The sequence below is a fragment of the Vibrio sp. 397 genome (assembly GCF_033339395.1).
Taxonomy (GTDB): domain Bacteria; phylum Pseudomonadota; class Gammaproteobacteria; order Enterobacterales; family Vibrionaceae; genus Vibrio; species Vibrio alginolyticus.
Window position 1 is genome coordinate 37537 of the sequence record NZ_JAWOUN010000004.1, and the last position, 13416, is coordinate 50952.

Consider the following 13416-nt stretch of genomic DNA (forward strand, 5'->3'; position numbering starts at 1 on the left):
AGGATTTTTATATTTTATAATCGACATTGTGGCATGAATTTTCATTACCTGCGCCAAATAAGTTCACAATCTTGACCATTAAATGCCTGATCAACGAACAGATCTGCCACAGCAACGACTCGGTCTTGATACATCAAAATCGGAATTTGACGACGCAGCCAGCTTGGCACATTGTATTCTTGGAACAACTTCTTCAGTTTTCGACTGTGATTACGCGTGGTTGGATGCGCTGATAAGCCTTCCGGATTAAAGGTCACGCGAAGCAATTCTGGCTGACTCGGAAGCGCAATCGTTGCGTTGCTAGAACTCGTCGTTAAGGTCAGCTCCCCTAGCCGCTCTGGCAGCGACAAAGTCGCATCAACTTGAATCGTACTTTGCCACTCAGTGACGTCAGCCGTTTCCGTTACCCAATAGAGACAATTTCGAAAACGGCGCACTTCACCTTGTTTAAGTTGTAGTTTGGGGTTGGCATCTTGCTGAGCTAATGCGACTTCATTCCAGATGAGATTGAGTTGTACCTGGGTCGGCATACTAGTATTAAGCTTAGCCAGCCACATACGAATCAAGCGCGCACGCGCTAATTCACTGTGCTTAGCCAGTTCTTCAATACTTAAACTTAGATCCGTTTGTAAAGCGTGTTCAAACACCGCGCTCAATAGTTCATCCAATAGCGCTTCTTGTTGAGCACATAAGCTTGCACTGCGCTGAACCGCTTGATGGATACTCGGCCAGCGACCAGACAATTCAGGAATAACACAATGACGAAGAAAGTTACGATCATAACGAGTATCTTGGTTGCTTTCGTCTTCCACCCACTCCAAGCCTAATTTAGTAGCCGCGTCTTCGATGCTCTTCCGCTTGATAGTAAGCAATGGTCGAACTAGGGTTCCGCCAGAGAACGGCATACTCTCCGCCATCGAAGATAACCCTTTTGGCCCGCTGCCTCGCTTAAGAGCAAGGAGAAAAGTCTCTAGTTGATCATCAGCATGTTGGCCGGTCAACAGTATATCGCCTTCTTGAATGTACTTAGTTAAGGCTTGATAGCGAGCTTCACGAGCAAGAAGTTCAATACTTTCACCATTGCTGATGTCTAAGCTCACTCGCTCAATCGAGCATGATATACCCACTTGTTTTGCCCAAAGTAAGCATTTATCGGCCCAATCATCGGCATTCGAGCTCAAACCATGGTGCACATATACGGCGTGGCACTCTATCGAATGCGCTTGTTGATAGCGACTGAGTAATTCGAGTAAAAGACGTGAATCCACTCCTCCGCTAAACGCCAAGACAACCTTAGTGCCTGATTGATAGTAGCGGCCGAGAACTTGAGCAAAATGCGGGTAAAGCGATTCCATAAGCGATCCGATAGGTACAAAAAAAGGGCTGGACTCTCATCCAACCCTTTCTATTTTAACTGTTATCACTTGAGATATCAGCTAACGCTTAATAGCAATCACCGAAATTAACAGTAACCGTAGCTCATTAGACGCTGGTAACGACGCTCACGTAGCGTCTCTTCATCCAATTGTTCTAGATCTTCTAGCTGACGAAGTAGTGTCGCTTTCATATTCGCTGCCATTTGAACATGATCGCGATGAGCGCCGCCTAGTGGCTCTTCAATGATTTCGTCGATCAGTTCAAGCTCTTTAAGACGCGGAGCAGTTAGACCCATCGCTTCTGCAGCTTGCGGTGCTTTGTCAGAATCACGCCATAAGATTGAAGCACAACCTTCAGGAGAGATTACTGAGTATGTAGAGTACTGAAGCATGTTCACGTAGTCACCTACACCAATTGCTAGTGCGCCGCCAGAACCACCTTCACCAACAACGTTACAGATTACTGGCACTTTAAGACCAGACATCACTTTTAAGTTTTTCGCGATAGCTTCAGATTGACCACGCTCTTCTGCGCCCACACCTGGGTACGCGCCAGCCGTATCGATAAATGTGATGATCGGCATGTTGAAACGCTCAGCCATTTCCATCAAACGTAGCGCTTTACGGTAACCTTCTGGTTTTGGCATACCAAAGTTACGTTTCACTTTCTCTTTGGTTTCCCGACCTTTTTGGTGACCAATGATCATCACAGGACGGCCTTCAAGGCGAGCCATGCCACCCACAATCGCTTTGTCGTCTGCAAACGCGCGGTCACCCGCTAATTCATCAAATTCCTCAAAAGCGTGTTGGATGTAATCCAGTGTGTAAGGACGTAATGGGTGACGAGCCAGTTGAGCTGTTTCCCATGCGCCTAGGTCGCTGAAGGTTTTTTTCTTCAGCTCTAAGCTTTTCTTCTCAAGCTGTTCGATTTCTTTATCCAGGTCAATTGCAGAATCACCACCGTGACGAGAGACATCACGTAATGCTTCAATTTTCGCTTCTAGTTCTGCAATTGGCTTTTCAAATTCAAGAAAGTTTAGGCTCATCTATGAATCCTTGTTTACTCAGCGTCTAACATATTGCGCTGAATTTTTAGTTAAATTCGAGTTCTACCTGGCTTTTGCCAAGTAACTGTTTTAAATCGTCGAGTAATGTATCACTTGGCGTTACTCGCCACTCGGTGCCCAATGTTAACCGCGCTCTGGCGTCGGCACGCTGGTAGTATACATTGACGGGTACGGTTCCGGCTTTGTGCGGTTCTAAAATACGGCTGAACTGCTCAAAAAACTGATCGTTGATCTGAGTTGCATCGATCGATACCGACAAACCACGAGCGTATTTCTCGCGCGCACTGCCGAGATCCATAACTTCACGCGCCGACATTTTAAGGCCACCGTTGAAGTCATCAAAGCTGACCTGTCCAGAAACGACCAAAATTCTGTCTTTTTCGAGAAGTTCAGCGTATCGATCCAGTGCATCTGAGAACAACATCACTTCCATGCGACCACTTCGGTCATCCAGTGTCATAATGCCAATTCGTGTACCACGCTTAGTCGTCATTACGCGAGCGGCAATAACCAAACCAGCCACCGTGACAGATTGGTCGCGACGCGTAGGCGTTGCGTCTTTTAGTCGACAACTGGTGTATTTGTTTAGTTCCTTTACGTAGGCGTTAATTGGGTGCCCTGTCAAATATAGACCTAGGGTATCACGCTCGCCCTCTAACCACACTTTTTCTGGCCAAGGCGGAACTTGCGTATACTTGTGCTCTACTTCTTCAGGCGCATCCGTTAGCACACCAAACATATCCGTTTGACCAAACGCCTCGGCTTGGTGATGTTGACTTGCCGCTTTTACCGCATCATTGAGTGACGCCATCATCGCCGCGCGGTGTGGACCTAGTCGATCTAACGCACCCGCGTAGATCAGCTTCTCTATCACTCGTTTATTGACGCGTTTTAGATCAACTCGAGCACAGAAATCAAATAGGTCTTTAAAGTGACCACCTTTATTTCTCGCCTCAAGAATAGCATCGATAGGACCTTCACCTACCCCTTTTATCGCACCAATACCGTAAACAATTGCGCCATTTTCATCAACATTAAAGCGATATAGGCCAGAGTTGATGTCTGGTGGCAGCACGGTAAGCTTCATACGGAAACACTCATCGACCAAGCCAACGACTTTTTCCGTGTTATCCATATCGGCTGTCATTACCGCAGCCATAAATTCGGCAGGGTAATGTGTTTTCAGCCAAAGAGTCTGATAAGAAACCAATGCATAAGCAGCAGAGTGCGATTTGTTAAAACCATAACCGGCGAACTTCTCTACCAAGTCGAAGATTTTCATCGCCAACTCGCCATCGATACCGTTCTTTATCGCACCTTCTTCAAAGATAGCACGTTGTTTTGCCATCTCTTCTGGCTTTTTCTTACCCATTGCACGACGAAGCATGTCCGCACCACCTAGCGTGTAACCTGCTAAGATCTGCGCAATCTGCATTACCTGCTCTTGGTACAGGATGATGCCGTAGGTTGGATCTAGCGTCTCTTTTAGCGACTCGTGTTGCCACTTTTCATCTGGATAAGAGATCGCTTCTCGACCATGTTTACGGTCGATAAAGTTATCTACCATGCCCGATTGCAAAGGACCCGGACGGAAGAGTGCTACCAATGCGATGATGTCTTCGAAACAGTCTGGCTGAAGTCGTTTGATCAGCTCTTTCATGCCTCGAGATTCAAGCTGGAATACTGCTGTCGTTTCAGAGTTTTGCAACAAACGGAAAGAGGCGGGGTCTTCTAACGGTATGGATTCAATTTGAACCGGTTCTTTACCTTCTCGCTCTAGGCGTGGGTTAATCAGCCCTAACGCCCAGTCAATAATGGTTAAGGTACGTAAACCTAAGAAGTCAAACTTAACTAGGCCAGCGGTCTCAACATCGTTTTTATCAAATTGAGTAACCGGAAAGTGACCTTCAGCGTCTGCATAAATTGGCGCAAAATCGGTAATTGTTGTAGGTGAAATTACAACACCACCAGCGTGTTTACCGGCGTTTCGCGTACAGCCTTCCAAAATATGACACATGTCGATGAGTTCTTTAACTTCCTCATCGGCCTCATACAATTCAGGTAGTGCAGGTTCAGCTTTAAACGCTTTATCTAGCGTCATACCTGGATCGGGCGGGATCAGCTTTGAAATACGATCAACAAAACCAAATGGGTGGCCCAATACGCGGCCAACGTCACGGATTACCGCTTTTGCCGCCATGGTACCAAACGTGATGATCTGAGACACCGCGTCACGACCGTACATTTCCGCAACGTGGTCAATAACCTGGTCACGTTTATCCATACAGAAATCGACGTCGAAATCGGGCATTGAAACACGTTCTGGGTTCAAGAAACGTTCGAACAGCAAGTCGTATTCTAGTGGATCCAGATCGGTGATTTTTAGTGCGTAAGCCACCAAAGAACCAGCACCGGAACCACGTCCAGGACCGACAGGAATTCCATTATCTTTTGACCACTGGATGAACTCCATTACGATCAAGAAGTAACCAGGAAATCCCATTTGGTTGATAACATCTAGCTCTATCTGAAGACGTTCATCATATTCAGGGCGGCGACGTTTTCTCTCTTCCTCATCTGGAAATAGGAACTCTAAACGCTCTTCCAACCCCTCTCGGGATTTCATGACTAGGAACTCAGTCTCTTTCATCCCTTCGGTTGGGAAAGCTGGTAGGAAGTACTCACCTAAGCGCACAGTCACGTTACAACGCTTCGCTATCTCGACACTGTTTTCTAACGCTTCAGGAATATCAGCAAACAGCTCACACATTTCTTCTTCTGTACGAAGATATTGCTGCGGACTGTAGTTTTTTGGCCTACGCGGATCTTCTAATGTGTAACCATCGTGAATCGCTACGCGTATTTCATGAGCATCAAATAGGTCTGGACTCAGGAATACAACTTCATTGGTCGCCACTACTGGCAAGTCTTGCTGCTCTGCCAATTCAACCGCAAAGTGAAGATAAGTTTCTTCATCTGGACGACCGGTACGAAGTAGCTCAAGATAAAAGCGATCTGGAAAATGCTGTTTATAAAAATCAACACACCCCTGCACTATTTGACGGTTGCCTTTCAAAAGGCCGCGACCAATTTCCCCGCTTTTACCGCCGGATAATACAATCAAGCCTTCAGACATTTCAGCCAACCAGGCTTTATCAATCACAGGGTGGTGTTGAACATGTCCACGTAAGTACGCTTTTGATATCAATAACGTCAGGTTCTTATAACCTACATTATCCGCCGCAAGCAAAGTCACTTGTGTCAGCTCTTCACCAAACTCGTCCGACTGCATTTTAAAGTCAGCACCAATGATCGGTTTAACACCACTGCCATGCGCCGTACCGTAAAACTTCACCAAACCACATAGGTTGGTAAAGTCGGTCAACGCCATTGCGGGCATACCGAGCTCAGCAACTTTCTTTACGATTGGCGGAACTTTGTTGAGGCCATCCACCATCGAGAAGTCACTATGAACACGCAGGTGGATGAATTTGGGATCTGACATTAACAGGTACCGTGTAACTCTATTTTGTTGGGGATTCTAACCTAAAGAGGTTGGGTTTATAACACCAATTAGATCGTTTGATTATTCTATGCCTAACGCTTTTTTTACTGGCTTGAAACTCTTGCGGTGTTCACTGATCACTCCGTGTTGCTCAATCGCTTCAAAGTGCGCTTTAGTTGGGTAACCTTTGTGCTTCGCGAAGCCAAATTGTGGATGAAGTTTATCCAACTCTTCCATCTCTTGGTCACGCACGACTTTGGCAATAATTGACGCCGCACTGATTTCGGCAACACGTAGATCGCCTTTTACTACAGCTTGAGCATCCATTGGCAGCTCCGGACAACGGTTACCATCAATCAACACCAAATCAGGTTGAACCTGTAACCCCGCCACTGCACGCTGCATCGCAACCATAGTCGCCTGCAAAATATTCAGTTGATCGATTTCTTCAGGAGAACAACGCCCGACCGCCCACGCCAATGCTTTTTCTTTGATTTCAGGAAGCAACGCCATGCGTTTCTTTTCGGTCAATTTTTTCGAATCGTTCAACCCTTCAATAGGATTGTGAGGATCAAGGATAACCGCAGCGGTGACGACGTCTCCCACCAAAGGGCCACGTCCTACCTCGTCGACTCCGGCCACAAGCTGGTAACCTTGCGGATATTCAAACGGAGGGAGTTCAACTTTGGTTTTGGTCGCTTTTGGTTTAACAGCCATGATAAATCTCTATTTTTCAATCAGTTTTAGAACCGCGTTTGCGGCTTGTTGATCCGCATCTTTACGGATCCAATGATGCATTTCCGTAAACTTATCTAACATCGGTTTATTGTCGCTTTCCAATAAGCGAGAAACCTCAGTAAACAAATTGTCTGGTGTGCACTCATCTTGTAGATATTCTTTGACGAGCTCATCATCCGCCAAGATATTCGGCAATGACACATACTTCGTTTTCAATAGACGTTTAGCTAAGAAAGCAGTAAATGCATTCACACGATAACCCACCACCATTGGACGCTTGAGAAGCATACACTCCAACGCTACGGTACCGGAGGCCAACATCACGGCATCGGATGCGGTGATGACGTTGCGTGCGGTGTCATCAACTAACTTGAAGTCCAACTCTGGCGCTAGCTCTTTCCATGCTTGTTCAAACTGCTCACGGCGTTTTTGATTAACAAGCGCGACAACAAACCCCAGTTCTGGAAATTTTTTATGGAGTAACTTGCAGGTTTCAATAAATGGCTCTGAGAGCATTTTTAACTCGCTACCACGACTGCCTGGCAGGACAGCAAGCCACTTTTTATCTTGTTCTAAACCAAGCAACTCACGTGCAGGCGCTTGTTCTGATTCTAGTGGGATGGCATCAGCCAAGGTATGACCAATGAACTCGCAAGGTACATTAAATTTGTCGTAGAACGCTTTCTCAAACGGAAGAAATGCTAGCACCAAGTTCGTTGCCGCTTCTATTTTAAAGATGCGCTTCTGACGCCAAGCCCAAACAGACGGACTCACGTAATGAACGGTTTTAATGCCCGCTTGCTTGAGGTCAAGCTCCAGGCGTAAGTTGAAGTCAGGAGCATCGATCCCGATGAAAACATCAGGCGGATTCTGAGTAAAATACTGAACGAGCTCAGCTTTCACTTTAAGAAGTCTCGGTAAGCGGCCTAAAACCTCGACTAATCCCATCACCGCAAGCTCTTCCATATCAAACAGAGACTCGCAACCTTGGGCTATCATTTTCGGACCACCAATGCCTACGAACTCTGCGTCTGGATATTGTTGCTTTACTGCTTTGATAAAGCCTTCACCTAGCGTATCGCCAGACAATTCTCCGGCAATGATGCCAATACGTAATGGTCTTTCCATATCTACTTCGCTATTTTTCCTGTGCGCTATGGATAACGGTTTGCCTTATCCATAAAACACAAAAAGATCGTAACCTCAAATTTGGTCACGATCTTTTTATTTATTGGTTCATTCGCCAATTAACGAATAATGCCACGTTCCGTCGTTTCCAGAATATCTGAGAAACGCTTCACAGCCGGCCACTCTTGAGCCATTTCAGCCAGAATAGGCTTCACTTCTTCTAGCGTCTTACCTGAACGGTAGATTTCTTTATACGCTTTTTGTAGCGCACGAATCTCTGGTTTCTCAAAGCCATTACGCTTCAAGCCAACAAGGTTCAAGCCGAATGGAGTAGCGTGGTTACCTTGCGCGAGTACATAAGCTGGGACATCTTGCACCACAGCTGAACAGCCGCCAATGTATGCGTAAGCGCCCACTGTACAAAACGGATGAATCGCAGACAGTGCCATCACACCGGCATAGTCATCAACAGTAACGTGACCACCAAGAATCGAGTTATTACCGATATGAGTGTGGTTACCAATAACAACATCATGCGCAACGTGTGCATTCACACACAATAAGTTGTCATCACCAATGATCGTGGTTGCTTTGTCTTGCACTGTGCCGCGGTGAACTTGGACCGCTTCACGAATGACGTTACGGTCACCGATAACCACAGTTGTGTCTTCACCACCGTATTTTTTGTCTTGGTTTTCTTCACCAATGACAGCATGTGGGAAAATACGGTTATCTTTGCCAATAGTTGTGTGACCTTTGATCACAACGTGAGACATCACTTCTGTGCCTTCACCAATTTCAACCGTAGAGGTGATGTACGTAAAAGGACCTACTGTTACGTTAGCACCAATTTTGGCGCCCTCTTCTACCACCGCTGCCGGGTGGATTTTAGCGGTTTCATGAATCATATTAAAACTCTCGACGAGCACACTTCAGTTCTGCAGAACATACCACTTCGCCGTCAACTTTTGCTACACCGCTAAATGCAGCAATGCCGCGACGTTCTTTCAGAAATTCTACCTCAATAACCAATTGGTCGCCCGGAACCACTGGTTTACGGAATTTCGCGCCGTCTACGCTTGCAAAGTAGTACAGTTCATTTTCTGTTGGTGCACCAAATGATTTAAATGCAAGTAAGCCTGTTGCCTGAGCCATTGCTTCTAAAATCAAAACACCTGGGAATACTGGTAGTTGAGGAAAGTGACCTGTGAACTGAGGTTCGTTAACCGACACGTTTTTAATCGCGTGAAGGTACTTCTCTTCTTGGAAGTCTATCACTCGGTCGATCAATAAGAATGGGTAGCGATGAGGTAGTAGCTCTTGAATTTCAGAGATGTTCATCGTTTTCTTTTCAGTAGTCAAAGTCGTCTTCCTATATCAATTTTTTGCCGCCAAGATGGCAAACGTGGCAACAGGTCGTAAAGCCGAATCGCTTTGCAATATACTAGCAAAATACGCACCATCTTGGAGTTAAATCTACTTAGAGCGCGTCATTATAGAAGAAAAAGACCCGCATTTCGCGAGTCTTCGTACAGAATATGGAACTAGAGCCTGTTAGCTTTCACGTTAAATACAGAGCGAAAGATAACTTGTTCTAAATTTCTTCTTTCTGTTCCAGCTGTTTTTCAACCGCTTTCAGGCGCTTATTCATCTCATCAATACGGTGAACTCGAGTTGCAGTTTTACGCCACTCTCTGTTCGTTTGTAGTGGAATACCTGATGAGTAAAGGCCTTTTTCTTCGATACTGCGCATTACCATGCCCATACCTGTAATCGCCACACCATCTGCGATAGTGATATGGCCATTCAGAACAGACGCGCCGCCAATCTGGCAGTACTTACCAATTTTTGTACTGCCCGCGACAATAGTACCACCAGGCATCACGGTACCATATCCGATCTGCACGTTGTGCGCGATTTGAAGTTGGTTATCCAGAATGACATTGTCTTCAATGATAGTATCTTCGAGTGCACCGCGGTCAATCGTAGTACAAGCACCAATCTCAACGCGGTTACCGATACGCACTGAACCAAGCTGAGGAATTTTAATCCACTCGCCTTTGTCATTCGCGTAACCGAAGCCATCAGAGCCAATGACGGTACCCGATTGAACGAGACAGTCATCACCCAATGACACTTCATGGTAGATAGTGACATTAGCCCAAAGCTTGGTGTTATTCCCTAGCTTGGCGTTCTTACCGATAAAACAACCAGCACCAACACTTACGTTGTCGCCGAGTTCCACGCCCGTTTCAATCACAGCGTTAGCGCCGATTGTAACGTTCTCACCCATCTTAACGTCAGCGGCAATCACAGCACTTGGTGCAATATCGTCTGCCGGTTTTGGTGTGGTATCCATCGCTTGGACCACACGAGCAAATGCGACATAAGGGTCTGAAACCACTAGCGCATTTCCAACGCATTGATCTTTATGCTCAGCCTTTACCATAACAACGGTAGCTTGGCACTCAGAAAGGTGTTTTGCGTATTTTGGGTTAGACAAGAAGGTTACGTCACCTTCTTGTGCTTTATCCATTGGAGCAACACGGCTTACAACGAGAGACTCGTCACCAAACAGCTCACCCCCGGTAATTGTCGCCAATTCGGCTAATGTTAATGTCTTCATAACTTCTTATTTTAGAGCTTTAATTACGTCTTCAGAGATATTGTATTCTGGCTTGCCGTACTGCAAAGCAGAGATATCAATCACAAGATCGTAACCATTTTTGTCTGCGACTTTCTTAACTGCATCTTGAATCGTTTTGAAAAGCTTCGCTTTTTCTTCAGCTTCACGACGCGCACTTGCTTTTTCAAGTGCTTGTGCTTTCACTTTGTACTCGCTGTCGAGCTTCGCGATATCGATACGTAGCTTTTCAACTTCGTCTTGACCCAAAAGCTCGCCGTCACGTTGTAGCTTCTCAATCTTTGTTTTAGCTTGTGCTTGGATTGACTTTAGTTCATCAGCTTTGCTTTTGAAGTCTTTCTGCATTTTTTGTAGTACAACTTCACGTTGAGGAAGAGCTTGAAAAACTTGAGCTGTATTTACGTAAGCAATTTTCTGTGCAGCTTCTGCCGCATTTGCAAACATTGAAGAGCTCAGTACAAGAAGGCCAATCCCAGCCGCTTTGATCATTTTATTCAAAATATTTTCCTCTTTAGAAAGTTCTACCGATAGTGAATGTGAAGAACTCTTCATCATCGCCATCAAATTTCTTAATTGGTTTCGCTAGTGAGAATACTAGTGGCCCCATTGGAGACATCCACTGCAACGCCGCACCGTAAGAAGAGCGGTAGTTGGTTGGATCTGAGTAATCGTAGTAGTAACGGTCACCATATTCCGCACCTGAATCGCGGTAGTCAAACTCCGTATCCCAAACACTTGCCATATCAAAGAAGATACTGGTACGAATTTGGTTTTGTACTTCTTCTGATGCAAATGGTGTTGGGACAATCAACTCAACACTTGCTAGCGCTACGGCGTTACCACCAACAGAGTCATCTGTTGCTGTATCTGCGCCATTGTTTGAACCAGATGTATCACGGTAAACCGCTTTAGGACCAACAGAGTTTGAGCCAAAGCCACGAAGCGATGTAAAGCCACCTGCGTAGTAGTTTTCGTAGAATGGGAACAAGTTATCGTTACCATCCGTTTGACCGTAACCATTACCGTAACCTAAGCGGCCACGGAACAAGAGGGTAAACTCGTGCTTTTTAGTCAATGGCACATACTGGCGAACATCGTACTGCATTTTGAAGTATTGAACGTCAGAGCCAGGTACGGTCATTTTATAGAATGCACGCTGATGGTTACCTGCCGTTGGGAAGTAACCACGGTTTAAGTTATTACGTGTCCAAGAGATATTGAAGTCGAAGTCGTTTGTGTTCAACGCTCCACTAGAATCAATGTTGTCTGCTTGTGCTCGTAAGAACTGCTCTACCTGCAAGTAAGGCGATAAGTTACCGATCTTGTTGTGCGTATAACCGACACCGAATTCAAAACGGTTCAACTCATCGAATGGGAAGCCCCACGTTAAGCTCGCGCCATAACTTTCGTTGGTATAGTCAACGATATTGGCTTCTTTCGCTTCAAATTCGTTATAGAAAACCTTACCACCCAAGCTTACACCGTCTAAGTTCCAGTACGGATCACGGTAATCAAGACTGATGTTTTTCTGGTAGTCATTCATCATCGCGTTGATACCAACACGGTTACCACTACCAATGAAGTTATCTTGTTGCAGGCCAACCTGGAAGCTCACACCCGATTCTGTGCCGTAGCCAACACCGAAGTTAACGCTACCAGAGTTTGCTTCTTTGACAGAGTAAACTAGGTCAACTTGATCATCACTACCAGGAACTCGAACCGTCTGTACTTCAACATTTTCAAAGTAGCCCAACCGATTTAGACGAGTTTTACCCGTTTCAATCGATTTCGAGTTCAACCAACTGCCTTCCATCTGACGCATTTCACGACGAAGGACTTCATCTTTGGTTGAGTTATTACCCGTGAAGCGAATGTCACGAACATAAATTCGGTTACCCGGATCTACGTTAACGACCAAAGAAACTTCTTGATTCTCGTCGTCAAACTCAGGAATGGTATTCACTTGAGGATAAGCATAACCGGACTCACCAAGCACACGCTTAATCCCTTCTTCCATTGAAGTCACCAACGAGCCGTTGTATGTCTCATTGTCTTCAAATGGCACAAGTCTTTCGAACGTCGCTTCCTCGCCAATCAAATCACCACGGAACTTCACGTCCTTAACGGTGTAAACCTCGCCCTCTTCTAGACCAAGAGTAATGTATACCCCTTTCTTGTCAGGAGAGATTGCAACTTGTGTCGAATCAACGTTAAATTTTAAGTAACCACGATCCAGGTAGAATGATTTGAGTGCTTCAATATCACCTGCAAGGACTTGCTTTTGATACTTTTCATCAGAAAGGAAATTCCACCACGGCACATCAACATTTAAGTTAAAGCGAGAAAGCAGCTCTTCATCACTGAACACTTCATTACCGATAAAGTTGATTTGCTGAATTTTTGCCGACACACCTTCAGTAAAGACAAACTTAAGGTCAGAACGATTACGTGGTAGTGGAGTAACCACCGCTTTTACTGTTGCGTTGTATTTACCTACGCTGTAGTAAAAGTCTTCTAAGCCTTTTTCAATGTTGCTTAGCGTGGTGCGGTCAAGCGCTTCACCTTCACGAACGCCAGACGCGTTCAGGTTTTCTTGTAGCTGCTCGTCCTTGATTGCTTTGTTACCTGAAAAAGAGATGCTTGCAATGGTAGGACGTTCTTTGACTTGAACCATCAGAACACCACCGTCACGCAACACTTTCACATCTTCAAAGTTACCAGATGCATACAGGGCGCGGATAATTTCTGCAACATCGCCTTGGCCAATGGTATCACCGACACGTACAGGCATTTTCAACAATGCAGCACCCAGTGCTACACGCTGCAATCCATCGATTTCAATATCTTGAACTACGAAGTTCTCTGCTCCATTTGCAGATACACTGGTCGCCAGTAAACTTGCAAATAGAATTCGCTTAATCGCCATACTTGTTCTAATTATTCCTTGCTACTGCTTTT

Annotated in this window: 10 protein-coding genes; all 10 read right to left on the reverse strand. The window is 45.5% G+C overall.

The window, feature by feature from the left end:
• Window positions 1–44 precede the first annotated feature (44 nt).
• Window positions 45–1355, reverse strand: coding sequence for a tRNA lysidine(34) synthetase TilS (tilS, locus tag R7P36_RS08015; RefSeq protein WP_213899282.1), 1311 nt, complete (start codon window positions 1353–1355; stop codon window positions 45–47).
• A gap of 107 nt (window positions 1356–1462) precedes the next feature.
• Window positions 1463–2422 carry an acetyl-CoA carboxylase carboxyl transferase subunit alpha gene (gene accA, locus R7P36_RS08020; RefSeq protein WP_005380365.1) on the reverse strand — a complete coding sequence of 320 codons (960 nt, stop codon included), beginning with the start codon at window positions 2420–2422 and terminating at the stop codon, window positions 1463–1465.
• 46 nt (window positions 2423–2468) lie between these two features.
• Window positions 2469–5948 carry a DNA polymerase III subunit alpha gene (gene dnaE / locus R7P36_RS08025; protein ID WP_006741668.1) on the reverse strand — a complete coding sequence of 1160 codons (3480 nt, stop codon included), beginning with the start codon at window positions 5946–5948 and terminating at the stop codon, window positions 2469–2471.
• An 81-nt stretch (window positions 5949–6029) separates the two neighbouring features.
• Window positions 6030–6665, reverse strand: coding sequence for a ribonuclease HII (rnhB, locus tag R7P36_RS08030; RefSeq protein ID WP_085570097.1), 636 nt, complete (start codon window positions 6663–6665; stop codon window positions 6030–6032).
• 9 nt (window positions 6666–6674) lie between these two features.
• Entirely contained in the window at window positions 6675–7814 is a 1140-nt protein-coding gene (lpxB, locus tag R7P36_RS08035; protein WP_017636041.1) for a lipid-A-disaccharide synthase, read from the reverse strand.
• A gap of 119 nt (window positions 7815–7933) precedes the next feature.
• Window positions 7934–8722 carry an acyl-ACP--UDP-N-acetylglucosamine O-acyltransferase gene (lpxA, locus tag R7P36_RS08040; protein WP_005380357.1) on the reverse strand — a complete coding sequence of 263 codons (789 nt, stop codon included), beginning with the start codon at window positions 8720–8722 and terminating at the stop codon, window positions 7934–7936.
• A 1-nt stretch (window position 8723) separates the two neighbouring features.
• Window positions 8724–9176, reverse strand: coding sequence for a 3-hydroxyacyl-ACP dehydratase FabZ (gene fabZ, locus R7P36_RS08045; protein ID WP_005380349.1), 453 nt, complete (start codon window positions 9174–9176; stop codon window positions 8724–8726).
• Between the two features lie 232 nt (window positions 9177–9408).
• Entirely contained in the window at window positions 9409–10440 is a 1032-nt protein-coding gene (gene lpxD, locus R7P36_RS08050) for a UDP-3-O-(3-hydroxymyristoyl)glucosamine N-acyltransferase (protein WP_005380347.1), read from the reverse strand.
• A gap of 6 nt (window positions 10441–10446) precedes the next feature.
• On the reverse strand, window positions 10447–10956 hold the full coding sequence (locus R7P36_RS08055) for an OmpH family outer membrane protein (protein WP_005391804.1): 510 nt from the start codon (window positions 10954–10956) through the stop codon (window positions 10447–10449).
• 13 nt (window positions 10957–10969) lie between these two features.
• On the reverse strand, window positions 10970–13384 hold the full coding sequence (gene bamA / locus R7P36_RS08060) for an outer membrane protein assembly factor BamA (RefSeq protein ID WP_005391802.1): 2415 nt from the start codon (window positions 13382–13384) through the stop codon (window positions 10970–10972).
• Between the last annotated feature and the right edge of the window lie 32 nt (window positions 13385–13416).